This is a genomic window from Paenibacillus sp. PL2-23, assembly GCF_040834005.1.
Lineage (GTDB): Bacteria > Bacillota > Bacilli > Paenibacillales > Paenibacillaceae > Pristimantibacillus.
Map to the genome: position 1 here is coordinate 273298 of NZ_CP162129.1, position 24736 is coordinate 298033.

A 24736-nucleotide genomic window follows, 5' to 3' on the forward strand; every position below is an offset into this window, starting at 1 on the left:
CTCTTGACGAGATGAGGTTTGGGCATTATGATAGCGTGCCGATTAACCTAGGTTAATGAAACCCGCGTCTCACCGTTATAGAGTAAGAGCTGAAAGGGGAGATGCATCATGCATACGACAGGCCATACGGTAGTCATTACGGGGGGCGCGTCCGGGATCGGACTGGCGTTGACGGAGAGGTTCGTTCGTGAAGGCAACAAGGTCATTATTGTTGGCAGAGATCCCGTTAAGCTGAACGCTGCAAAAGCTAAATTTCCGGACATCGCTGTATTCGTCTGCGACTTGCGCTCGGAGGCGGAGACCGATGCCCTCGTGGCCCAATTGAAGGAAGCCCATCCCGATATAAGCGTGCTGGTCAATAATGCCGGCATGCAGAATATAGAGTCGCTTGCTCAGCCGCGGGATGAGAATATGGGGAAGCGGATTGCGGAAGAGATCGAGGTCAATTTGACGTCTCCGATCCAGCTCACCGCCAAGCTGCTGCCTGTGCTTGCTCTTCGTGAGGAAGCCGCGATTGTCAATGTATCCTCGGGACTTGCCCTTTCGCCCAAAAGGAGCGCGCCTGTCTATTGCGCCACGAAGGCAGGCATTCATGTTTTCACTAAGGCTCTGCGATACCAGCTGGAATCGACGAGCGTGCGGGTATTCGATATCATCCCTCCTCTGGTGGACACCGCTATGACAAGGGGGAGGGGAGGCACAAACAAGATGTCGCCCGACCAGCTCGCCGAACAATTCTGGCATGCCTATAAGCGTGACCAATTCGAGGTGGCGATCGGCAAGGTGAGGCTGCTGAAGCTCCTGAAGCGCATCCTCCCATCCGTTGCCGACAGGCTGCTGAAGAACAGCTGACGGGAGCTTCACTCCTCCAAGGCATGTGGTATGCGCCATGTAGTCACTTAGCTAATGCGTTGCGTTACGGTCTACAGGCTACATTTCCTTGGAGTATTTGACCCGGTAATAGACGCTGCAGCCAATAATGAACGTATAGGCAGCAGCCAATAACAGCAGCATGGTTAGCTCTAGACCCATCAAGGCCAATGCGGTCAGCAAGGCGCCAAGCACAGGAACCATCAGGTCATAAGCTTTGGCTTTGGCCCGGTAGGCGATGGCCAGATTGCGTTCATCATTTTGTTCAATCTCAACCTGCTTCGCAGCGGCGGGGCTATGCTTCTTCGCGAAGGAGGACATCAGCTTCCCCATGCCGTGGCCGAATAGTCCAGCGCCAAGACCGATGCAGATGTAAGGCAGCGCCCCCGCCAAGCCTTGCCACTCATCGGTCGTCTTGATGACAGACACACCGGCTGCGAGAATCAGCACGCCTGCTATGGTTATCCATCTCGCATTCATACGTTCACATCCTCTTCCTCTTCGTAAATAAAAATGTCCTCAATGCTCATGCCGAAATAGCGGGCAATCTTAAACGCTAACAGAATGGACGGGTTATAGCGTCCGTTCTCCAGCGAACCAATGGTTTGCCGGGACACCTCCAGAGCAGCTGCTAATTCCTCCTGCTTAATGCCCCGCTGCTTGCGAATTTCCTCTAAACGGTTATTCAATGCCATCACGCTCCTCATGGAAAGCTGGCTTTCCATGCTTCCAGCATACTGATATGACTGTGCAATGTCAAGCTTACTTTCCATTTGTATTGGCTAATCCCCTATGTTCCGGTAAAATACAGACATCAAAGTACAATGCTATGAGCATAGACTGGAGGTTCCAATGAACGAAACGGCAGAAGAGCTTCAGTTGTTCGAAAGTGTCAAGCCGGCATTAACGTCCTACTGCTACAGAATGTTAGGGTCCATCGATGACGCAGACGATGCCGTTCAGGAGACCTATATACGTGTCTGGCAGAGCTGGAGCACCTTCCGACAAGAGGCCTCCTTCAACACGTGGGTGTATCGGATCGCCTCCAACATTTGTCTGGATAAGCTGAGACAAGCCAAACGCCGCATACGGCCCGTTGATTATGGCGGTCCTGCCTCGACTATTGTTGAGCCCCGCGACATGCTGCCAGACGCTTATTGGATTTGGCCGGCACCAGATTTGCCAGAAACGCCGGAGGATATTATGGTGCGCCGAGATACGCTTCAGATCTGTTTCCTTGCGCTGCTGCAGACCCTCCCTCCCCGCCAAAGAGCGGTACTGATTCTGAAGGATGTATTCGAGTGGCCATCCAAGCAAATCGCGGAGACGCTCAACATGTCCCCGGCAGCCGTGAACAGCGCCCTGCAGAGAGCAAGGGTGACACTGGAGCGGGAGAAGCTTCGCTCGGATGTGCGGGTTACCAGCAAGGCTGAACCGGATCAGGAGCTGTTGTCCAAATATGTGGAGGCGTTTGAGCAATTCGATGTCGAAACACTGGTTGCGTTATTCCATGAGGAAGGCCGTATGTCCATGCCTCCGTTCACAATGTGGGTGTGCGGCAAGGAGCATTTGTCCGCGTTTTTTACGCTGACGCGCAGCCATTGCGAGGGCTCCCGCTTTGTACCTATTACGGCTAACGGTGGTTATCCAGCGCTGGCGCAGTATGTGCCGAGCCAAGAGGGGGATGCTCTTATTCCATGGGCCATTCATCTGCTTGAGTTGCGGAATGGAGAGATCTATCATGTGCAACACTTTATTGGAGCCCATTTATTTGCTCAATTCCGTCTTCCTTTGCAATTACACCGATGAATTTCCCGAAGCTGAATCGTCTATAAGAAGGAATTGACCAATAACGAAGCCATTCGAGGAGGAACCATTCATGACGGTTAAGCTTACCCCTTATATCACCTTAGAGGGACGCGTGAAGGAAGCGATTCAGTTCTACAAGGAAGCCATAGGCGCGGAGATTATCTCCCTGATGACCTACGGCGAGATGCCTGACATGCCCAGCACCTTCACTGACGAGTTAAAAAATCTTGTGGCGCATGCCAAGCTGAAGGTAGGCGATACGGAGCTGATGCTGTCAGATACGCCCAACCAGTCGGGGACGATGGGTGATGGGAAGCGGGTTACCATTTGTATAACAACCCATAATGTGGAGCATGCCAGAACGATATTTGAAGCGCTTCGCCAAGGCGGCCAAGTGAACATGCCGTTTCAAGAAGAGCCCTTCAGCCCTGGCTTCGGCGATGTCACAGACCGGTTCGGAGTAACGTTCCAAGTGTATACGGAGCTGCAGCCTGAGGTGTAGGCGCTCCTGCCCTCTAAGCACGCCAAGAAGGTCATCCTCACGGGATGGCCTTCTTGGCGTGCAGCCGCTTATTAGGCGGTTCGATGTATATAACCATAATTTACAAATTAATTACTATTTTTAAACAATGGGATAATAAATCCTTGCTAATCTGTTCTAGGAATTGCGGTGGTGTGTGATGCAAGCCAAACCTACGTTTCTCGGGAGGGATTCTGCCAATAGATCAGACCGGCTGTGGCTGTCGGATATGCAAGAACACCCTATTGTACCTGTAGCAGTAACCCTAATTCAGAAAGGTGATTCCAACCATGCCAATGAAAAAAACAGTAATGGTCTCTATGCTCGCAGCAGCGATCAGCGCAGCAGCAGTTACTCCCGTGCTCGCACAAACCACTAGCCAGCAAGCCATGACATTCGAAATCGCGACTTTTTATGTAAACGCCAATCCCGTTGATATTCGTACCATTATGGCTGGCGGCCAAACACTGGCATCTGTCCGCGATCTTGTGGACGCGATGGGCGCCAAGCTACATATAACCAGCAGCAAAGCGATTCTGGTATACGCTAACGATCATTTCCTGGAGCTCCAGGCAGGCTCGTCCACGATCTATGTGGATGGCGAAGAGCAGATGCTGGCTACGCCGGTTACCCAGGTTGCCTATACGAACTTCATTGACCCAGCGGCATTCGCAGAAGCGCTTGGCGCAAAGTATGAAGACAACCACATCTCCACCATCGAGATGCTGGACGGCGTAGAGCAAGCGGTATGGGTGAACGGCTCGCAGCTGCTAGCCTCGAACTCCGTAGGCGAAGGCCGCGAGGACTACCTGGTAGATGCCATGACGGGCGCTTATGAGCTGCTGCTTGCGTCGGAAGGCGCTTCAGGGCTGGTGCTGTCGCCAGACGGCTCCAAGGCTGCGTATTCCGATGCTGACGGCATCGTCTATACGATTGATCTTGCGACGAAGAAGCAGATGAAGATCAGCGACGATGCAACGATCAAGAATGAGCTGACATGGGCCAAGGACGGCTCTGCGCTCTTCTTCCTGCAGGGCGACAAGAGCTCCGTCATCGCTAAGCTCTCCCTGGCCGACGGCACTGTCACCAAGGTACTGGACGATAAGGTGGATTACAAGATGGATCTGCAGGTATCCGCAGACGGCAAGCAATTCACTTATTATGTCGTGAAGCAGCCGAAGGTAACGGCGGACAGCAGCAAGGAAGTGGAGCTGGATGATGTTGCGATCGACGCGACAGGCACAGAGCCGCAGATCTATTATTACGATGGAAGCTTCGCCAACACGAAGCCGGTTCAATTGACGAAGGATGCTACGGATAAAGCATTCCTGGCGTTCGCTGCTGACGGCTCCCAGGTAAGCTACATCAATATGACAGCTGACGAAGAGAGCGTGGGCCAGCTCTTGACGGTGGACAACAAGGGCATGAAGGCCAGCAAGCCAGTTTTCACGAAGAAGGACGTCTACCAATTGACGCAAAGCGGCGGCATGCTGTATGTCCTCACGGCTTATGGTCCGACGACCAATGGCATTTATGAGATCAACCCCGCAACAGGAGCTAGTCAATTTATTAGCTTTGTCTCCGACAGCGCGATGGAGCTTGTGATCTCCGATGAGTCTCATGTAGCAGCCATTGTAGACGGTCAGCTTCAGGTTTCTGTACAGGGCAAGTGGAAAAATATTACGAACTAAATCAATTTATTTATTGAAATTAATGGAGGTTATATTACATGAAATGGTTCAAACAATTATCCATCGCAGCGTTAATCGCGGCGATTAGCTTCAGCTCTATTCCGGCATCCACTCCAGTAGCGGAAGCCGCCAGCAAGCTGAGCGGCAAGATTGTCATCAATGGCTCATCCGCGCTGCTTCCACTGACGCTGCAAGCGTCCAATGAGTTCAAGAAGCTGCACCCGAAGGTGAAAATCTCGGCATCTGCTGCCGGCTCCATCACTGGACCTCAGGCTGTACGCAAGGGCATCGCGGACATCGGAGCGGTGGACTGGGATGCATCGAAGGATGTGCCGGGCTTCAAAAAATTTGATGGCCAGGTCGCCCATAAGGTTGCGGTTATTCCCTTCGCAGCGGTTGTGAACAGCAAGGTTGGCGTCAAGGACCTGTCCACGAAGGAGCTTCAAGGCATCTTCTCCGGCAAAATCACGAACTGGAAGGATGTTGGCGGGGATGACGCCAAGATTATCGTCGTGAACCGTACCTTCGGCTCCGGCACTCGCGTCAACTTCCAGGATAAGGCGCTCAAGGGCGAGAGCTTCATGACCAAAGGCGACAACTACAAGGAAGTGAAGACAAGCGGCGACATGAAGACGGCGATCGAGACAACTCCGAACGCTATCGGCTATATGGACCTTGCTTATGTCACGTCCAAGATGACGGCTGTAAGCATTGATGGAGTGGCGCCTACTGAAGCGAACGTCGTAAACGGCAAATACAAGGTATGGGGCTATGGCTACTATATGACCAAAGGCCAGCCTTCTGGCGCGACTGCTGAGTTCATCAAGTATGTACAGAGCACGAAGTTCCAGAACGGTTCTCTCAAAAAGCTTAAATTCATTCCAATCTCCGCTATCAAATAACAGCGATTGGATATGAAACGGTCGGCTTGCGCGAGTTGCGCTTAAGCCGGCCGTTTTTGAATGACCATTCCTTGAGGAGACGATCTCATGTTAGAAAATACGCAAGTCGCGCGGCAGTCCAAGCTCTCGACAGAGCTGGGACGTACGATCCTGTCCGGCCAGCATAAGCCGTTTAACCGGAAGGCCAGACTGATTCTCGCGAATCGGCTGTTCCGTTATCTTTGCATCATAGCGGCAGGCTTTGTCTGCCTTGTGCTGTTCATGATTCTTGCGCTTATGCTGCGAACCGGAGCACTGACTTTCGGCGAAATATCACCCGCTCAATTCTTCTTCTCGGCGGAATGGAACCCTGAGAATGAGCAGTATGGCGCGTGGATTTTTATATTCGGCACAATAGCGCTGACGGCATTAACCCTGCTGATCAGCGTGCCAATTTCATTAGTCGTAGCAATCTTCCTGTCCGTATTTGTGCCGACGTGGATGAAGAATGCGCTGCGTCCTATTCTGGATCTGCTCGTCGGCATTCCGTCCGTCGTGTACGGCTACTTAGGGTTGACGGTGCTTATTCCGCTTATTCGGCAAGTGACCGGCAGCGGGATGGGCGACGGCTTGCTGGCGGCGGCCCTGGTCCTTACGATTATGGTGCTGCCTACCATTAGCCGTATTAGCGATGATGCCATCAGTGCAGTTCCCAACCGGTTCCGAGATGCTTCCTACGCGCTTGGCGCAACGAGAATGCAGACGGTATTCCGCGTGCTCCTGCCCTCAGCCAAGGGCGGCATTATGTACGCTGTCATTCTGGGCATGGCTCGCGCAGTTGGCGAGACGATGGCTGTCGTGATGGTCATCGGGAACACGCCGCAGCTGGCCGACAGCCTGCTTAAGCCGACGTCCGTGCTGACGAGCAATATTGTTATGCAGATCTCGAACGTGCCCTTTGACTCTACGTGGAACTACGCATTGTATTTCATGGGCTTCCTGCTGCTCATTATTTCACTGCTTATGATTATTACGATTCGATTCTTGCAGAGGAAGGGATCACAGCTATGAAGCGTAAGCCATTGCCTGTCAAGAGTGCTGAAGGGAATCCGTTTGTCGGCAATCATACGTTAAGCAAATGGAAGGACCGGCTGTTCACCGCATTTGTGTGGAGCCTCGGGCTTGTCATTATCGCCTTTATATTCGGCTTGCTCTACCTGATTCTGCAGGACGGACTGCCGAAGCTGACGTGGGATTTCATTATTGGCATACCGAATGAAATTGAAGAGGGCGGCGGCATTGGACCGACGCTGCTGAATTCGTTCTACGTGCTGTTCGTATCGCTTGTCATCTCCATACCGCTGGGGCTCGCGGCAGGCATCTATCTGGCTGAATTTGCGCCGGACAACAAGCTGATCGACTTCGTTCGGGTATGCGTAGAGGGTCTCGCCTCCGTGCCGTCTATCATATTCGGCTTATTCGGCATTGCAATCTTCGTCGAATATTTCCAGATTGGACTTACGATATTAGGCGGAGGCGTCAGCCTGGCGCTGCTGAATCTGCCCGTGCTGACCAGGGTGACGGAGGAGTCGATTCGGCTGGTTCCGCAGGAGCAGAAGCAAGCCTCCTTCGCTCTTGGCGCCTCGCACCTCCAGACCATTCAGCGCGCGCTTCTTCCAGCAGCGATGAATGGCATCATTACAGGCATCTGCCTGGTGGCGGGAAGAGCCTTCGGGGAAAGCGCGGTTATTATCTTAACCGCAGGCGTAACCACCTCGGGAGAGATGTGGGACTTCAACCTGTTCTCTCCGGGAGCGACGCTGGCCGTCCATCTCTGGTATGTGCAGTCTGAGGCCATCGTCAGCGATGCCGGAGAAATTGCGCAGAAGGCTGCCGCGGTGCTCGTCTTCGTGGTACTGCTTATTAATCTCGTCTTCCGTATTCCGCTATGGTACAATGCGCTGCGCACGAAGCGCTCATAACGGTTACCTAATGGCACCCTGGCGGGTGCCATTTTTTTCGGGCGAATTTCCGCAGAACCATTGGAAGCTCGCCTATTATTTTAGCAAGAAACCTGTCGAATAATGTCTATTCTTGTAGGTTTATGAGACGCCTTCTGCTAACATAGAGAGAGGGATGAGTTGAACCCTGGGAAGGCTGACAGCTATGAGCTATAATCTCTATTTATCCGTAATGCTGATGGCTGCCACGGGCTGCTCGCTTATATTGGCTTATCTATGCTGGCAGCGGCGGGAGCAGCCTATTGCCATCAGCTATGGCCTGGGCTTGCTGACCGGAGCCTTCTATTCCATGGGCTATGCGTTTGAAATTGTGAGCACCAATCTGGAGCAGATACGCTTCTGGCTTCGCATCGAATATTTGGGTATTCCTTTCGGCACGGTATTCTGGTTTCTTCTTGTTCTTCAATATACGGGACGTCAAGCTCTAGTGCGCCGAAGGCTTGTAATCCTGCTGCTGATTGTTCCTGCCATTACCTTCATCGCTCACTACACCAATGAATGGCATCACTGGTTCTATACAAGCATGTCCTTGAATATGTCGGAGGGCTTCCCCACCGTCGTGCTGGAGAAGGGTCCGCTTTATTATCTTCATGTCTTCTTTTCGTATATCCTGTTTGTCATCGGGATGGTCATGCTGGTGCAAATGTTCAGAAAAGCGACACCAAGCTTGAAGAAGCAGGTCGGCTTTATGATTATCGGCTCCTGGGGACCGTACGGCTTCACGCTGATCTACTTAAGCGGCATCATGTATATGCCCATTGATTTTTCACCGTTTGGCTTTTTGTTTTCTGGCGTATTTTATTTGTGGGGCATCTATCAGTTTAATATGCTTCGGTTGGCGCCGCTGGCGCTGCAGAAAGTGTTTGGCACAATGAAGGATGCTGTTATGGTGTTCGATATGGACCATAGCTTAACCAGCTATAATCAGTCCGCTGCGGGGATCATTGCCAGCTTGGATCAGAACTGGATCGGCGCGCCGGCCCCCCGCGTATTCGGCGAGCATCCCGTTCTGCTGGATAAGCTGCGGTCCGTTCCTTCTTTTACAGGGAAAGTACAGCTCGGCATGCAGGGGGAAGACCGATTCTACCATGTGCATATCACCATCATTGCCGATCGGAAGCAGAAGCCGGTTGGTAAAGTGATGCTTCTTAGCGATGTGACGGAGACGGTGCGATACGAGGAGAAGCTGCTCGACAGCGCCAAGCAGCTCAGCGAGCTGAACCTGTTCAAGGATAAGATGTTTAATAGAGTCGCACATGATATTCGCAATCCGCTTGCCGTCCTCGTGAACCTGATGGAGCTGATGGAGGATGAGCTGCGGGAATGCGGAGAGCGCCATAGCGGAATGGCACAGGAGATGAGCCGTCAAATTCATCACACGTTTATTCTGGTGGAGGGCTTATTGGACTGGTTCCACAGCCAGAAGGGCGGCATGCTGCTGCACCCGCATGAGGTCAACCTCGCGGCCGTGGTGGAGGCGAGTATGGCCTTGCTTGGTGTGCGAAGCGAGGCTAAGGGGATTGGCGTGGTCTCCCAGATCCCGGAGGATATGCGCCTGTTGTGCGACCCGGAGATGCTGGCATTTATTATTCGCAATCTGCTGACTAATGCAATCAAATTCACCGATGCAGGCGGTCGTGTCAGCGTGAAAGCGGAGAGGGCAGAGCCTCTGATCATCGTTGCGATCAGCGATACGGGGGAAGGAATAGATCCCGATCAAGCGAGGGCCTTATGGCAGGAAGGCTATTCCATGTCTTCGGCTGGCACAGCCGGTGAGAGGGGCATCGGTCTGGGACTCGCCATATGCAAGGAGTTTGTGCGTCTGAACGGAGGAGATATCTGGGTGGAGAGCAGCCCTGGGCTGGGTAGCACGTTTTATTTCTCCCTCCCTGCGTCAAGGGTGGAGCAGACTCGACAGGCGGACTAGCGTGGAAGGAGAGATGGCATGAAGGTCATTCTTATTGATGATGAGAAAGCCATGCATATCATTATGACCAGAATGCTCGCCAAGCTGGATGACAAGCTTGAGGTTGCGGGCTGCTTTACCGATACGGCTTCCGCGTATGCTTATCTGACAAGCCATGAAGTGGATCTGGTCTTCGTCGATATTAGCATGCCGCGGGAGAGCGGGCTGGCGTTTGCTGGGAGGCTGCGTGATGCGGGCAAGCACACGAGGCTTGTCTTCGTGACGTCGCACAAGCAATATGCGCTTACCGCCTTCGATGTGTACGCGTTTGATTATATTGTTAAGCCGATTGGGCTGGAACGGCTGGGGCAGACGATTAAACGAGCGATGGGGGAGCTTCAGGCGGAGGTGCGATTGGCGGAGAAGGCGGAGGCTGCTGCTCCGGATATTCGCTTCAACTGCCTGGGCGGCATGGATATACAGAGCGCGCAAGGACTGCGAGCCAAGTGGAAATCAAGCAAAAGCATGGAGCTGTTCGGCTATTTGCTGCTGCACAGGGGCAGGCTGGTATCGAGAGCCCGGCTGATTGAGGATATGTTCGGCGATATGCCGCTCAAGAATGCCGAAGTCTATCTCAATACGACCGTGTATCAGCTGCGCAAGGTGCTGCAGAGCTTTGGGCTGAAGGAAAGCCTGATATCAGACAGCTACCATTATGCACTGAATCTCAACGAAGTGAAGGTGGATCTGTTCGAATTCGAGGCAGGCTGCAGGGCTCTGTCTATGGCGAATGAGCAGCAGGTGAGCCAAGCGATCCAGCTGGAGCAGCTGTACGCGGGCAATTTGTTCGGGGACCATGCCTACGCCTGGGCCGCGCATGAGGTTGAACGCATCGCGATCATGTATGCCTCTTTCACTCGCAGCTTAAGCGCCGCCTTGCTGGAGCGGGGAGATGCCCATCTGGCCAGCTTGCTGCTGAGGAAGCTCATGAGCAATAACGAGCTTGATGAAGAGGCGTTGGCGCTGCTGATGAAAGCATGGGCCGCACAGAAGAACAAGGAAGCTTTGACAAGCTGCTATAAGCGGTTTACCGAAACCTTGTACAGAGATATTGGCGTGAAGTCCTCGCGTGAGTCGGAGGACCTATACAACAAGCTGCTTCTTCAGCTGGATGCTTAATCGAATAGACAAGCGGAGAGCCCTTTTTGGGCTCTTTTTTGCGCTTAAATAAGGGTTGATGGGGACTGGCCGGGCTTGGTTTATCATTATCGCGTCATTGGCGACCCGTATAATAGTCCTATGCATAATAAAGGTTAACAGGAGGTTGAATATTGTTGAATTTTTTTGTGGGTAGAAAATGGATTGCGATCTCCATGATCGTATGTCTCCTGTTCTCATCGGCTGGTATGGCTTCGGCTGCAGCGAGCGCCTCGCGTTCAGATATCGATGGACATTGGGCGCAGGCTCAGATGGAGGCATGGGCGGATAAAGGCCTTATTCATGGCTATAAGGATGGCAGCATGAAGCCGAATCAGCATGTGACCCGAGCGGAGTTTATGGCGCTTGTGAATCGTGCGTTTCAATTCACGGCCTCTGCAGCCATCGACTACGTAGATCTGCAAGCGAATTTCTGGGCTTATAGCGATATCGCCATTGCGGTGCATGAAGGCTATATGGCGGGGTATGCGGATGGCACGATGAAGCCTAATAGTCCCATCAGCAGACAAGAGGTTGCGGTAGTAATGAGCAGGCTGCTGAAGCTGTCCGCAGCTCCTGCTGAGACAAGCTCGACGTTTGAAGACGCGAGCCAGTTTGCCCCTTGGAGCCAAGACGCCATCCAGGCGGTTACGGAAGCGGGCATTATGGGCGGTTATGGCAATCAAACGTTCCGTGCGAACGCCTATATTACGCGCGCGGAAGCGGTGGTGACGCTGGACCGTGCCTTAACTGGGCAGGAAGGACAGGCAATTGTCTATGATCAAGCCGGCACCTACGGTCCAGCGGAAGGGCTGCTCGCTATTGAGGGGGATGTCATTGTCAATGCGGCGAACATTACCCTGCGGAATATGGTCATTGCAGGCGACCTTCTGCTGGGCGAAGGCATTGGCGAAGGCGACGCCTATCTGGACAATGTTACGGTAGAGGGACAAGTGACTGTGCGCGGCGGCGGGCCAAATAGTATTCATCTGAAAAACTCCGTTCTCGTTGACATTGTCATTGACAAGACAAGCGGCACTGGCATGGTGAGAATTGTGTCGGAAGGCTCAACCACGGTCGCTATGGTTACCGTTCATACGCCAGCTCGCATCCAGTCGACCCAAACTGCGCCGGGAGCAGGCTTTAACCAGGTTAATCTGAGCTCCTCCCTGCCAGCGGGCTCTGAAGTTACGCTCATCGGCTCCTTCGAGACGTTGAATGTCAGCGCGAAGCAGGTAGTCGTGGCTGTGCCGCAAGGCTCGATTCAGAATGTCGATGTGAAAGCTTCGGCAACGGGAAGCTCCTTCCAGCTGAGTCAAGGCACAACCGTTAACGCCATGGTGCTGAATGCGGTCATTTCCGTATTGGGCGAGGGCGCTGTTGCGTTGGCCACGATTCATACGCCAGGCTCCAGCTTCCAGAAGGCGCCAGCCAAGACGGTAGATTCGCAGGCGACGCCATCGGCGACGCCTGCTCCAACAGCAGCGCCAACACCGGTACCAACACTGGCACCAACACCGGCACCAACGCCGGCGCCAACACCGGTACCGCCAATCATCATCTTGCCTCCTGTGCCGCCGATTCCACCGTTGCCACCGGTTCCGCCTGCACAAGCGCCGGTCGCATCGAATGTGAGTATTACGGGAACGCCGCAGGTTGGCAGTGTTCTAACGGCGCAATACACGTATTCAGACGCGAACGGAGATCTGCAGAGCGGAACGACCTTCCAGTGGTATCGCGCGGATCAAGCGGATCGCAGCGTGAATCGTACGCCGATTGAAGAGGCTGTGAGCATGTCCTACACGCTGCAAGCGGCTGATGCCGGCAAATATGTGTTTGTTCAGGTGACGCCAGGCACAACTGTTGAGCCGACTAGCGGGGCAATGGTAGAGAGCCAGGCTACAACGCTTGTTCAATATATGCCGACTGCTCCCGTTGCGGAGAACGTTGCCATCACAGGAGCTTTGGTGGAAGGGGGCTTGTTGACGGCAAGCTACTCTTATTTTGACCAGAACGGGGATGCCGAAGAGGGGACGACCTATCAGTGGTACCGCTCCGAGGATTCCGCTCGCGCAAGCCATTTAACGGCCATACAGGGAGCTGCATCCTTGACGTACACCTTGACAGCGGCAGATGTTGGCCACTATATCTCCTTCGAGGTTATGCCGAGGAGCAGCATTGCGCCTGTGCAGGGGCTGCCCGTTGTGGCTGCTGCAGCAGAAGCCGTTCAAGGGCTGCCTGTACTCATTGTGGAGGATTCATTGTCGGCCAGCATGCCGGTGATCTCCATTCAGCAGCTGGAGGTTGGCGACACCTACACGGTCTATGATACGGACAGGACAACAGTGCTGGCTCAAGGCATCGCAGAAGCGACGCAAGTCAGGACGGTGCTGGACGCTATGGAGCCGGGCATTCATTCTATCCAGGTCAAGGTAGAGCGTGGCAGCGGCGGGCAGGAACTGAACGCCGTGGCGGTGGAGCATGAGGTGCAGCCGAGGGCCATTGCTCCGCGCGATCAAATTTCCGCCGGCTCTAATCATATTGCTGTGCTCAAGACAAGCGGAGAAGTGTATACATGGGGCTCCAATTGGCACAGCCAGATCGGGAACGGCACAACAACCGCGCCAGCTATCCGATATAAGGTGACAGGTGTGCCGGAGCATATCGTTTCTGTACAAGCTGGGTTCGGCCATACCTTGGTGCTTGCCTCAGATGGGGATGTGTACCAATGGGGCTACGGCGGCATTCTGCAGCCGGAGAAGGTAAGCGAATTAGATCACATAATTGCGATATCCGCGCAAGGCGGAACGCGCAGCATCGCGCTGAAGGCAGATGGCACGGTTTGGACATGGGATCGACATAACTTCCGCCCGCCTGCGGTATTGTCAAGCTTGACGGATGTAGTCTCGGTGAAGGCGACTTATGCGGCATATTATGCAGTCAAATCGGACGGCACGGTATGGGCATGGGGAAACAATGACTACGGCCAGCTAGGTAATGGAACCATCGGCAACGGTCAAAATATAGAGGTTACGGAGCCTGTGAAGGTAACCGGCCTGGAGCATGTCACAGCTCTCGAATGCGGTAATTTGCATTGTGCGGCACTGACTGAGAGCGGAGACGTGTATGCTTGGGGCTACAATCAATACGGGCAAGTAGGGGATGGGACTGATATAACACGCACAGCTCCTGTAGCGGTATCGGTACCAGGCTTGTCCAAGGTCGTTGGGCTGGGCACAGGCCTGTACCATACAATGGCCGAGACCGAAGCGGGTGAGCTGTATGCTTGGGGAGGCAACTGGACGGGCCAGTTGGGCATCGGGCCAGGGGCGGATTCCTTTACCCCTAGCAAGGTAGAGGGCTTGCCTTCGCAGCTAGCGGCATTTACAGGCAACAATACGACTGTCCTGTTGACGGAAGACGGCACCTTGTATACATGGGGGACGGCATATAGCGGAGCATTGGGCGATGGCACACTTAACGATCGGAATAGACCGGCTGAGATTGAAGCCTTTAACCTCATGCTGGGCAATCCGATGGCTGTCATCAACGGCGCTTTAGCCGAGCATCTGCCGGTACTGACCATTGACAACATAAAGCCTGGCCAGCAGTATCAAGTGATGCTAGGCGCCGATGGCGCGATTGTTGCGCAGGGGACGGCCGTGGCTTCAGAGGTGGAGGTCATGTTGGATGCTTTGGAGCCGGGGACGTATACGTTCCGCGTTGCGGCGTCTGACGAGGGGAACGCCTTCACCAAAATGTCGAAGGTGCTGGCCTATACGGTTGGCTCATACGAGCTTCAAGCCAGAGAACGTATTTCGGTAGGCTCCAGCCATATTGTGCTTCTAGATGGCTTGGGCCATGTCTATACGCAAGGGGACAACTGGAGAGGGCAGATTGGAGACGGCACGACAGACACAAGTAACACCTTGTATGCCGTACAAGGCTTGCCGGAAGGCATTGTATCGGTGAAGGGCGGTTCGGGACACACAGCCATACTGACCTATGAAGGCGATGTATGGTGGTGGGGAGGCAGCCAGAGCATGGCGCCCGCTCGGGTAGCAGGTCTGGATCACATTATCTCCATTGCGGGTGAAGGCGGCACAGGCCTGCTGGCGCTGAGAAGCGACGGAACAGTCTGGGAGCTATTGCCCGACGCGTACGGTAATCCTTCCACGCTGCGGCAAGTAACCGGTCTGGCTGGCGCAGCCGCCATTCAGACTACTTGGGCAAACTCCAGTTTTGTGCTGACATCCAGCGGTGAGGTGTGGGCCTGGGGCTCGAATTCGGATGGGCAGCTGGGTGATGGCACGCTAACGGCTAGACAGGCGCCTGCTAAAGTGCAGGGGCTGCCTGCCATTCAATCCTTAAGCTGCGGCAATCTTCATTGCCTGGCATTAGGGGAGGATGGAACCGTATGGGCATGGGGAGGCAATCCGCTTGGCCAGATTGGCAATAACACAACAGCTAATCAGCTCACTCCGATCCAAGTGGATGGCTTATCGTCCATTAATCTGATCGGAACGGGCAACTACAGCAACTATGTGCTTGATTCCGGCGGAACCTTCTATGTCTGGGGATACAATGGCGACTTTCAGCTGGGTCTTGGCAACGATATGACGAATAAGCTGACACCTGTGACGATGACTCATACGATGGGCAATGTGCTGGCTGTCACCGGCGGTGGCGGCAACACCACGCTTGCCATTTCGAGCAATGGCTCCTTATGGCTGTGGGGCTATCCGGTCAACGGAGGCAACTATTCCACCACGCCGACGATGGTGACGGGCGTACAGATGCTGCCCGCCGAGGAGTGATTAACAAGGGCTTGAGCATATAACAAACAAGAGCGGTGCAGAGGGAGAAACTCTGCACCGCTCTTTTGCGTATTCCCATTCCCGCGCGCCATAACGACACGAGAGATCGCTATCGGCCCATCTCATCAGCAAATGAGCGCAATAGGCACACGAGGTGTCGTTATTGCAGTAACTGGTGGGTTCCAGCGCGCCATAACGACACGAGAGATCGCTATCGGCCCATCTTATCAGCAAATGAGCGCAATAGGCACACGAGGTGTCGTTATTGCAGTAACTGGAGGGTTCCAGCGAACCATAGCGACACGAGAGATTGTAATCGCCGCACCGCGCCCCTTATTCAGGGTCTTCCTTCAGCAGCTGATCCAGGCGAAGCATGTTGTGCTTCCAGAACTTCTCGTAATAGGACAGCCAATCCTGCAGCTCCTTGAGGGGCGCCGGATTGAGGCGGTTACGCGTCTCCCGTCCCACCTTGCGCTCCGTGACCAGGCCTGCTTCCTTCAATATCCCCAGATGCTTGGAGACAGCCGCGCGGCCTATTGGGAAATGAATCGTTAATCGGTTAAGCGGCAGCTCTTCCGCATCCGCCAGTAGACGAATGAGTTCGCGCCGAGTCGGATCGGCTACCGCATAATATACATCCCGTGTCTGAGCAACAGCGCTCATCATCGCTCACTCCTTCGTATGCATGCTCTTGGGTTAAAAACCTAATAGTGCCTTGATTATAGGGCTCGCCGGAGATAACCGTCAATAGGATGAATCCTTCATTGACAGGATACCAAATGGTATCCTATAATCTAATACGACACCAAATGGTATCCAATTAAAATAAAAGGGAGGCATCATGTATGCGTATATTATTGCAAATGCGGATGGACTCAGGCAAGCTGGAGATAGCAGGGAATCATGTGGACGAGCCCAATCGGTTATCCTATACTTGGCTAAGCGGCCATAAGCGGGAGGTGCAGCACGTATAATGTTTCTCCATATCCTCTCCATTATTATTCAGAGCTGGCTTCTGCTGTGGATCGCCTTTCAAGGCGCCAGCAAAATCGCGGGGACCAAGCAGCAGGTTGAGCTGTTCCAGTCCATCCGATGGCCGCAGCAGCTTCGCATAATTGCCGGTGTCGTGCAGCTCATTGGTGCGGCAGCGCTTATCGCAGGGTACTGGGCTCCCGCCGCAGCGGCTTGGGCTGGCATTTGGCTGGGCGTTACCATGCTGGTTGCGATAGCGGCGCATATCCGGGTCAAGCATTCCGCTGGGCAATTGGCGCCCGCTTTGGTCACTCTTGTGCTGGCGCTTGCCGTAGTTATTTTGTTCGCAGACGAGCTTCTGTAAGATCATAAGATGATGAGGGGTGCAATGGATATGTCCTATGTCGTGGATTTCAAAGAGGTGTCAACGGCTGGCTTGGAGTCTTCGCCCGCAGCTGAGGCGCTTGCCGGCCTGCGCGCCAATGAGGCCAGGTACTTCATGAACAAATACAAGCATGAATTTGCGGTGGTGCCGGCTGCTGACAGCCCGGAGACGCTGGAGTATGTAAGCCGGATCTTGAAGGAGCAGCGGGGAATAGCATTTGCGGCCAAGCCATTAGAAACTTCGCGTTTTCAAGTGGAAAATATACAGTGGGCCTACGTCTTCTACGAGGATGGCCTGGCGGTCAACGTCATGTATACGGTCGATGACCCCAAGAAGCGGGCGGTTGGCTTCAAGCTGTCCGAGGGAATGGAGATTCCCAAGGAGCTCGAGGAGAAGGGATTTAAGTTCGCCAGGCAGAAGTCCAAGCTGGCCGGCACGATACGAGGCTCGTTTTTTGTCATCAAGGGAGAATATGAATAGCCAATACAGATCAATTTGAGATAATTGCGAGCGCTTATGACACGTCCGAGAGGGTTCATATTGCCGCCGTCTCTGCCGATGCGATTCGCGAATACATAATCGACGGGGGCAAGATGGGGCAGGACGCGACGATGTTGTCATGGATGCCCGCAAGGAATAGGGCTGCCGTCCAGGCAGCCCTTCCTCATGCCGGTCTAGCGGCACCACAATCAACAGGACTCCGCCATAGGCGCCTTCACGGTCTCGCCCTCCACCAGCACGGGCTGATAATAGGTTTGGGCGGGCAGGTCCTTCTTCCCCTGGAGGCTCTTGATGATCCAATCTGCGGCGTCGCGGCCCATCTGCTCCTGCGGGTGAGTGAGCGTCGTCAGTTGAATATTGGCGTTTTTGGCAAAATAGGAGTTGTCCTGGCCGATGATGGACAGCTCATCCGGAATGGAGATGCCAAGCTTTCGGCAGGCATGCACGACCTCCAGGCCGACCTCGTCGTTGTAGCAGACAAGAGCCGTCAGCTCTCCTCTATGCTCGCTTAGGAAGGTCTCCAGATTGCCGAACAGGTCCGGCTTCGTATCCGTGTCGAAGGAGAGCACATGCTCCGGTAGGAAGCGAAGCTTGGCCTCCCCCAGCGCTTTGATGTAGCCCTTCATCCGATATTTCCCTTGCAGATCATCCATCTTCGCGATGAGGCCGATGCGGGTATGGCCCTTGGCGATAAGCTCCCGCGCCGCCAGATAGCTGGATTGCACGTCATCCAGGCAGAAGAACGGCACCTCCAGCTCCTCGTAATAGGCGTTAATCATCGTAAAAGGCACCTCCTGCTCCTTGAACGACAAGTAATACGCGATGTTCGGGTTATAGACATTGCTGCGGGTCGGCTCAATAATGAGTCCGTCCACACCATACGACAGCATCATCTCCAGCGCCTTCTTCTCCTGCGCAATATCATTATTGGTGCTGGCCAGCAGCAGCGAATAGTTATCCTCGTTCAGCCGGCTTTCAATGCCGCGAATAATGGAGGGAAAGATATAGTCCGAGATATAGGTCGTAATGACGCCGATCGTCTTCTTCCCGCCCGAGCGCGACCGGTATTGGCTGCTGACGTACGTGCCGGACCCTTTCTCGCTGCGCAGAAATCCCTCATTGGACAGCTCCAGAATCGCCTTCCGAACCGTCTGCCGGCTGACGCCGTAGCTCTCCTGCAGCGCGGATTCCGTAGGAATCTGCTCGCCTGCCTTGTAGGTCCCCGACAAAATATGGCTTTTGATATCATCAATAATCATTTGATATTTGGGCTTCATCTCTTCCACTTCTTTCATTCTGGTTCATAAAAGTTGTACGTACACATCTTAGCATGAAATGTACAAATTGCAAAGGTTACCCTCCATATTTGATGCCAAAACGATACAAATTTCGCCCTTTTTTGTTGAAGCACGCCATTATCGGGACCCTAAAACCCTATCACCATGATGTAAGTATAACTATTAGACTATATTGACAAATGTACGTACAAAAAATTATACTAAGGCTGTCAACTGAAGAGAAAGCGCCTTCTTCCATCCTGCTCAGAGCTGTAAGGGAGTCGGAAGCGGCTTTTATAGAAAAAGGGGAAAAGAGAGGGGATGCACGTTATGACGAGTCATACGGACCTGAAGGAAGCCATCGTCCAGGGCGCAACGTCGCTTGGCATCGAGCTGGGCTCTACCAGAATAAAGGCGGTGCTGATCGACCGCCAGTTCCAGACCATCGCATCGGGAAGCTACGAGTGGGAGAACCAGCTCAAGAATGGCTTCTGGACGTACGGCCAGTCGGACATGATGACCGGTGTTCAGGCCGCTTATCGCGAGCTGAAGGAGGAGGTAGCGAGATCCTACGGGGTTACGCTTCAGACCGTCGGCTCCATCGGCTTCTCCGCGATGATGCACGGATACCTCGCCTTCGATCAGCAGGGAGAGCTGCTGGTGCCGTTCCGGACCTGGCGCAACTCGACGACGGGCGCCGCGGCCAAGGAGCTGACGGAGCTGTTCCAGTTCAACATTCCGGAGCGCTGGAGCATCGCGCATCTCTACCAGGCCATCCTGAACCAAGAGGAGCATGTGCCTCGCGTGGCCTTCATGACGACGCTGTCGGGATACATGCACTGGCTGCTGACAGGCCGCAAGGTGCTGGGCATCGGCGATGCTTCGGGCATGTTCCCTATTGACGAAGCGACGGGACAATACCACTCCGCGATGGTTCAGCAGTTCAATGAACGAGTCGCGGACCGCGGCTACGCGTTAAGGCTGGAGGAGCTGCTGCCGAAGGTACAGCTAGCAGGCGAGGGAGCCGGTGAGCTGACGCAGGAGGGAGCGGCTCTGCTGGACCCGGCCGGCGACCTGAAGCCCGGCATTCCGCTCTGTCCTCCGGAGGGTGACGCAGGGACGGGCATGGTGGCGACGAACAGCGTGAAGAAGCGGACGGGGAACGTCTCTGTCGGCACGTCCATCTTCGCCATGATCGTTCTGGAGAAGGAGCTGTCCAAGGTATACCCGGAGATTGATATTGTGACAACACCGGATGGCAGCCCGGTTGCGATGGTGCACGCCAACAACTGCTCCAGCGATCTGAACGCCTGGGTAGGGCTGTTCCGTGAATTTGCGGCGGCAATGGGCTATAGCGAGGATTCCGGCAGACTGTTCAGCGTGCTGCTGAACAAGTCGCTCGAAGCGGATCCGGACGGCGGCGGGCTGCTCAGCTACGGCTATCTCTCCGGTGAAAATATTACAGGCATCGAGCAGGGCCGCCCGCTTTTTGTCCGCTCGCCGGAGAGCAGCTTCAATCTGGCCAACTTTATGCGCACGCATCTATTCACGGCTTTCGGCGCGCTGAAGCTGGGCATGGATATTTTGACAGATAACGAGAAGGTAGCCATCGACAGCATTCTGGCCCATGGCGGTCTCTTCAAAACCCCTGTCGTCGGCCAGCGGGCACTCGCCGCCGCGCTGAATGTGCCCATCTCGGTCATGTCCACGGCCGGTGAAGGCGGAGCGTGGGGCATGGCGCTCTTGGCCTCGTACTTGGTCAACAAGGGCGAAGGAGAGAGTCTGGACGGCTTCCTCGCGGGGCAGGTATTCCAGGCTGTCGAGGGACAGGAGCTTGCCCCGGACGCAAGGGACGTGTTGGGCTTTGAAGCCTTTATGGCGCGCTACAAGGCTGGGCTGGCTATTGAGCAGGCCGCGGTCGAACATCTGCTGGAGAACGGGAGGGGTTAACGTTGCTGGAACAGCTGAAGGAAGAGGTGTTTCAGGCGAATCTGGATTTGCCGAAGCACGGACTTGTTAAGTTTACTTGGGGTAATGCAAGCGCGCTGGATCGGGAGAGCGGATTATTCGTCATTAAGCCAAGCGGTGTCAGCTACGAGAGTATGAAGCCGAGCGACATGGTTGTGGTGGATCTCGACGGGAACGTGGTGGAGGGCGCTCTGCGTCCATCCTCTGACACGGCGACTCACGCGGTGCTGTACAAGCGCTTTCCGCAGATTGGCGGCATTGTGCATACGCACTCCACCTGGGCGACCATCTGGGCGCAGGCGGGCCTCGATGTGCCCGTCATGGGAACGACGCATGCGGACACGTTCTATGGCGCAGTTCCCTGCGCCCGGTTCTTGAACCAGGAGGAGGTGAATCGCGGCTACGAGGCGGAGACGGGCCATGTCATTATCGAGACGTTCGAGAAGCGGGGCCTCGATGTCATGGCGATTCCGGCCATCCTGCTGCAAGGCCATGCGCCGTTCACCTGGGGCAAGGACGTCAAGTCGGCGGTGGTGAACAGCGTCGTGCTGGAGGAAGTGTGCAAGATGAACCTGTACGCGCGCCAGCTGAACCATTTCTCCAAGGAGCTGCCGCAGGGTATACTCGACAAGCATTATCTCCGCAAGCATGGCAAGGACGCTTATTACGGACAGAAATAGATGCAACTACCTATATGGAAAGAGAGTGATACAATATGACAGCAACAGCAGCTAAACAGTTTTGGTTCGTAGTGGGCTCGCAGCATTTGTACGGAGAAGAGGCGCTGGCCGAGGTGAAGGCGCATGCGCAGATTATGGCCGATGCGTGGAACAACAGCGGTGTGCTGCCGTATCCCGTTGTTCTGCAAGACTTGGCTGTCAGCGCGGACAAAATTACAAGCATCATGAAAGAAGTGAACTACCGCGACGAGGTAGCGGGCGTGATCACGTGGATGCATACCTTCTCCCCTGCGAAGATGTGGATTCGCGGCACCAAGCTGCTGCAGAAGCCTCTGCTGCACCTTGCCACACAATACAATGAGAGCATTCCATGGGCGACCATCGACATGGACTTCATGAACCTGAACCAGGCCGCGCACGGCGACCGGGAATACGGCTTCATCAACGCGCGCCTGAAGAAGCAGAACAAAATCGTCGTTGGCTATTGGGAGCGTCCGGAGGTGCACAAGCAGCTTGCCGACTGGATGGATGTGGCGGTTGCCTACAATGAAAGCTTCAACATCAAGGTGGCTCGCTTCGGCGACAATATGCGCAATGTCGGCGTGACAGATGGCGACAAGGTCGAGGCGCAAATTCAATTCGGCTGGACGGTAGACTATTACGGCATCGGCGACCTCGTACAATACGTGAATGCTGTAACCGAGCAGGAAATCGATGATCTGATGGGCGAATACGCGGAGCTGTATGAATTCGATTACGGCACGAACAGCCAAGAGGCTTGGGAAGCCAGCGTGCGAGTGCAAGCGAGCTATGAGATTGCGCTGAAGAGCTTCCTGGAGGACAAGGGCTACAACGCCTTCACCACAAACTTCGAGGATCTTCATGGCATGAAGCAGCTGCCGGGTCTTGCTGTACAGCGCCTGATGGCGCAGGGCTACGGCTTCGCCGGCGAAGGCGACTGGAAGACAGCCGCGCTTGATCGTCTGATGAAGGTTATGAGCCGCAACCAGAACACGGGCTTCATGGAGGACTACACGTATGAGATGGCGGCTGGCCAAGAGGCCATCCTGCAATCCCACATGCTGGAGGTCGACCCGTCGCTGGCGGCGAACAAGCCGAAGATTGTGGTGAATCCGCTCGGCATCGGCGACCGCGAGGATCCGGCTCGTCTCGTATTCGACGGCAAAGCCGGCGAAGGTGTCGTTGTCTCCATGGCCGACTTCGGCACGCATTACAAGCTGCTGATTAACGAGGTGTCCGCGTTCGAGCCGACGGTCCCAGCTCCCAAGCTGCCTGTCGCGCGCGTCCTGTGGACTGTGAAGCCGAACTTCCAGGACGGCGTAAAGGCCTGGATCGAGAACGGCGGCGGCCATCATACGGTGGTGTCGCTGAACCTGACGACCGACCAGATCGTAACGTACGCGAAGCTTGTGAACCTGGAGTACGTGGTCATTAAGTAATGATAGGGCGCGTGAATGCCACTTAAAAAAGCTGGTCCTGCTTGAGCTGAAGAGCTGAAGCGGGACCAGTTTTTTTGTGTTGGATTTGAACGAGAAATCGTTCAAAGTGGCTTGGTGATGCGCCGCGGGTGCCGGATATGAACGAAAAATCGTTCAAAACGGCGCGGTAGCGCGCTGCGCAAACGCTGACGGGCCTATGCTGCTGCGTGGCCACTTGCACCCTCTATCTGCGGGTTAACCGCTTAATGGTGCCCTCTTCCGTCAACAGGCGCTGCATCTTGGCCATGTTGTCTGCCTGCATGAGGTGATAACTGTTCACCACGGGCTTCGCTTGCTCCATGTCGTCAAGATTCGCAAGCTCTCCTAAGCAGCTACGCCATTCATAGAGACGCGCAAGCAGAGATATCCTCAAATCCAGATACTCAGGCTCATGAAACAGATTGTTCATCTCATGAGGATCGTCCCCCAGGTGGTACAGCTCACCTTCCACAATATCCTCTAGAAACATGGGTGTATATTTCAAGAAATGATCGTTCAGCAGCCTATCATGCACATGCTGCTGTCCAGGGTATATCGTCAGCTTCCATTGATCTTGACGAATCATAAGCGCAGGCTCAAGCTGCACACCGCCAGAGAAGATATGGCCGAATACTTCCCTCTTGGCAGCTCCTGGCTCTCCGCGCAGCAAGGGCAGAAGCGACGTTCCCTGCACGCATTCCGGCGTGTCAATGCCTGCGGCGTCCAATAAGGTTGGCATCACATCGACAATCTCAGCCAATGCGTCATAGGTGCCGCGATAACGAGATTTCGGGAATTTGATCATGAGCGGGATGCGAGTCACTTCCTCATACATGATCCCCCACTTCTCAATGAACCCGTGCTCACCCATCATGGAGCCGTGATCGGAGGTGAATACAAGGATGGCATCATCGTAGAGATTAAGCTCCTTCAATCGATCAACCACTTGCCCGACGCGAGCATCTACATGGGTAATTAAGCCGTAATAGCTGGCCATGCTTTTGCGATAGTCCTCCTCTGTCAAGTGGTGAAAGCCTCGGGCTTGATAATAATACCGATGCAGAAGAGGCTTGGAGCGAAGGTCCTCCTTCCATGACAGTGGCAGAGGGATATCTTCAGCCGCATACATGGACGCATAGGGCTCCGTCGGAAAATAAGGCGTGTGCGGGTCCATCATGGAAAGCCGATAAAACAGTGGCCGCTCACTGTCCTTCAGCGCCTCCATGCGATCGACGTAAGCTTGAGTCAGCCGTGAGTCGGTGGTATCCTCCGGTCTCTGTGGATTCACGCCATGTATGACAAGCGGGATCTCGCCTTCATTTTTTTTGTACACACTGTTTCTCAGCACGTCCCGGTCCGTTACGCCAAAAGCATCCACGCCGCCGCTATGGTACAGCTCACGGGGATATAGCTCCTCAAAGCCGAAGGTGCCCGGTGTGTTAAAATGGATTTTGCCATAATTAATCGTGCGATATCCGTTATCGCTCATGATGCCGTACAGGGATATTTCATCTGCAACCGGTGCAAATGAATTGTCCAGCACACCGTGGCTCGGCCCGTACCGTCCGGTTGCCAGACTGACCCGGGCTGGGGCGCACATTGGACAGTTGGTATACGCGTTGGTGAATACGGCGCAGTCCTCAGCTAGCTGATCCAGGTGCGGCGTTTGCACGATGCCATGACCCCGGAACCCCAGCGTATCGGCTCTCAGTTCATCCGTCATGATAAAAAAGATATGCGGCTGTCTGCTCATTCAAGCATGC

The 24736-nt window shown here is 54.4% G+C and carries 21 protein-coding genes; 16 read left to right on the plus strand and 5 right to left on the minus strand.

The window, feature by feature from the left end; all coding sequences use genetic code 11:
- Positions 1 to 108: 108 nt before the first annotated feature.
- Positions 109 to 852, plus strand: a complete 744-nt coding sequence (locus AB1S56_RS01220; protein ID WP_340872319.1) for an SDR family NAD(P)-dependent oxidoreductase — start codon at positions 109 to 111, stop codon at positions 850 to 852.
- Between the two features lie 78 nt (positions 853 to 930).
- Here AB1S56_RS01220 and AB1S56_RS01225 read toward each other — a convergent pair whose 3' ends face one another.
- A complete protein-coding gene (locus AB1S56_RS01225; RefSeq protein ID WP_340872316.1) occupies positions 931 to 1350 on the minus strand; it encodes a hypothetical protein in 420 nt (139 codons plus the stop codon).
- Positions 1347 to 1559, minus strand: coding sequence for a helix-turn-helix transcriptional regulator (locus tag AB1S56_RS01230; protein ID WP_340872314.1), 213 nt, complete (start codon positions 1557 to 1559; stop codon positions 1347 to 1349). Before AB1S56_RS01230 ends, AB1S56_RS01225 begins: the two co-directional genes overlap by 4 nt.
- Before the next feature lie 163 nt (positions 1560 to 1722).
- Between AB1S56_RS01230 and AB1S56_RS01235 the strand changes: the two genes are divergently transcribed.
- The 9 genes from AB1S56_RS01235 (at position 1723) to AB1S56_RS01275 (ending at position 15712) form a co-directional block, all read left to right on the plus strand.
- Complete coding sequence (locus tag AB1S56_RS01235) at positions 1723 to 2679, plus strand: sigma-70 family RNA polymerase sigma factor (protein ID WP_340872312.1); 957 nt, start codon at positions 1723 to 1725, stop codon at positions 2677 to 2679.
- Positions 2680 to 2749: 70 nt separating this feature from the next.
- Positions 2750 to 3181 (plus strand): VOC family protein, encoded by a 432-nt coding sequence (locus tag AB1S56_RS01240; RefSeq protein ID WP_340872309.1) that lies wholly within the window; start codon positions 2750 to 2752, stop codon positions 3179 to 3181.
- Between the two features lie 308 nt (positions 3182 to 3489).
- Positions 3490 to 4890, plus strand: a complete 1401-nt coding sequence (locus tag AB1S56_RS01245; RefSeq protein WP_340872307.1) for a stalk domain-containing protein — start codon at positions 3490 to 3492, stop codon at positions 4888 to 4890.
- Positions 4891 to 4928: 38 nt separating this feature from the next.
- Positions 4929 to 5792 (plus strand): phosphate ABC transporter substrate-binding protein, encoded by an 864-nt coding sequence (locus AB1S56_RS01250; RefSeq protein ID WP_340872306.1) that lies wholly within the window; start codon positions 4929 to 4931, stop codon positions 5790 to 5792.
- Positions 5793 to 5879: 87 nt separating this feature from the next.
- Positions 5880 to 6842 (plus strand): phosphate ABC transporter permease subunit PstC, encoded by a 963-nt coding sequence (gene pstC, locus AB1S56_RS01255; protein WP_340872304.1) that lies wholly within the window; start codon positions 5880 to 5882, stop codon positions 6840 to 6842.
- Entirely contained in the window at positions 6839 to 7753 is a 915-nt protein-coding gene (pstA, locus tag AB1S56_RS01260; protein ID WP_340872303.1) for a phosphate ABC transporter permease PstA, read from the plus strand. The genes pstC and pstA overlap by 4 nt, the downstream gene beginning before the upstream one ends.
- A 184-nt stretch (positions 7754 to 7937) precedes the next feature.
- On the plus strand, positions 7938 to 9719 hold the full coding sequence (locus AB1S56_RS01265) for a histidine kinase N-terminal 7TM domain-containing protein (RefSeq protein ID WP_340872301.1): 1782 nt from the start codon (positions 7938 to 7940) through the stop codon (positions 9717 to 9719).
- Positions 9720 to 9737: 18 nt separating this feature from the next.
- Positions 9738 to 10877, plus strand: a complete 1140-nt coding sequence (locus AB1S56_RS01270; protein ID WP_340872299.1) for a response regulator — start codon at positions 9738 to 9740, stop codon at positions 10875 to 10877.
- A gap of 155 nt (positions 10878 to 11032) precedes the next feature.
- Positions 11033 to 15712 carry an S-layer homology domain-containing protein gene (locus AB1S56_RS01275; RefSeq protein WP_340872298.1) on the plus strand — a complete coding sequence of 1560 codons (4680 nt, stop codon included), beginning with the start codon at positions 11033 to 11035 and terminating at the stop codon, positions 15710 to 15712.
- A 333-nt stretch (positions 15713 to 16045) separates the two neighbouring features.
- Here the strand turns inward: AB1S56_RS01275 and AB1S56_RS01280 are convergent, their stop codons facing one another.
- On the minus strand, positions 16046 to 16375 hold the full coding sequence (locus AB1S56_RS01280; protein WP_340872338.1) for a metalloregulator ArsR/SmtB family transcription factor: 330 nt from the start codon (positions 16373 to 16375) through the stop codon (positions 16046 to 16048).
- Positions 16376 to 16557: 182 nt separating this feature from the next.
- Here AB1S56_RS01280 and AB1S56_RS01285 point away from each other — a divergent pair, with 182 nt between their 5' ends.
- Genes AB1S56_RS01285 through AB1S56_RS01295 form a run of 3 tightly spaced genes read left to right on the plus strand, consistent with a single transcriptional unit; the run spans position 16558 to position 17549 of the window.
- On the plus strand, positions 16558 to 16686 hold the full coding sequence (locus AB1S56_RS01285) for a hypothetical protein (protein WP_340872296.1): 129 nt from the start codon (positions 16558 to 16560) through the stop codon (positions 16684 to 16686).
- Positions 16686 to 17048 (plus strand): DoxX family protein, encoded by a 363-nt coding sequence (locus tag AB1S56_RS01290; protein WP_340872294.1) that lies wholly within the window; start codon positions 16686 to 16688, stop codon positions 17046 to 17048. Before AB1S56_RS01285 ends, AB1S56_RS01290 begins: the two co-directional genes overlap by 1 nt.
- A 30-nt stretch (positions 17049 to 17078) precedes the next feature.
- Positions 17079 to 17549, plus strand: coding sequence for a phage tail protein (locus tag AB1S56_RS01295; RefSeq protein WP_340872335.1), 471 nt, complete (start codon positions 17079 to 17081; stop codon positions 17547 to 17549).
- Positions 17550 to 17758: 209 nt separating this feature from the next.
- Here the strand turns inward: AB1S56_RS01295 and AB1S56_RS01300 are convergent, their stop codons facing one another.
- Positions 17759 to 18847, minus strand: coding sequence for a GntR family transcriptional regulator (locus AB1S56_RS01300; RefSeq protein WP_340872292.1), 1089 nt, complete (start codon positions 18845 to 18847; stop codon positions 17759 to 17761).
- Between the two features lie 321 nt (positions 18848 to 19168).
- Here AB1S56_RS01300 and AB1S56_RS01305 point away from each other — a divergent pair, with 321 nt between their 5' ends.
- Genes AB1S56_RS01305 through araA form a run of 3 tightly spaced genes read left to right on the plus strand, consistent with a single transcriptional unit; the run spans position 19169 to position 22955 of the window.
- The gene (locus AB1S56_RS01305) at positions 19169 to 20797 is read left to right on the plus strand and encodes an FGGY-family carbohydrate kinase (protein ID WP_340872290.1); all 1629 of its coding nucleotides are present in this window, start codon (positions 19169 to 19171) and stop codon (positions 20795 to 20797) included.
- Positions 20798 to 20799: 2 nt separating this feature from the next.
- Positions 20800 to 21495 carry an L-ribulose-5-phosphate 4-epimerase gene (locus tag AB1S56_RS01310; protein WP_340872288.1) on the plus strand — a complete coding sequence of 232 codons (696 nt, stop codon included), beginning with the start codon at positions 20800 to 20802 and terminating at the stop codon, positions 21493 to 21495.
- A gap of 35 nt (positions 21496 to 21530) precedes the next feature.
- The gene (gene araA, locus AB1S56_RS01315) at positions 21531 to 22955 is read left to right on the plus strand and encodes an L-arabinose isomerase (RefSeq protein ID WP_340872287.1); all 1425 of its coding nucleotides are present in this window, start codon (positions 21531 to 21533) and stop codon (positions 22953 to 22955) included.
- Between the two features lie 223 nt (positions 22956 to 23178).
- Here araA and AB1S56_RS01320 read toward each other — a convergent pair whose 3' ends face one another.
- A complete protein-coding gene (locus tag AB1S56_RS01320) occupies positions 23179 to 24726 on the minus strand; it encodes a sulfatase-like hydrolase/transferase (RefSeq protein ID WP_340872284.1) in 1548 nt (515 codons plus the stop codon).
- Positions 24727 to 24736: the final 10 nt, after the last annotated feature.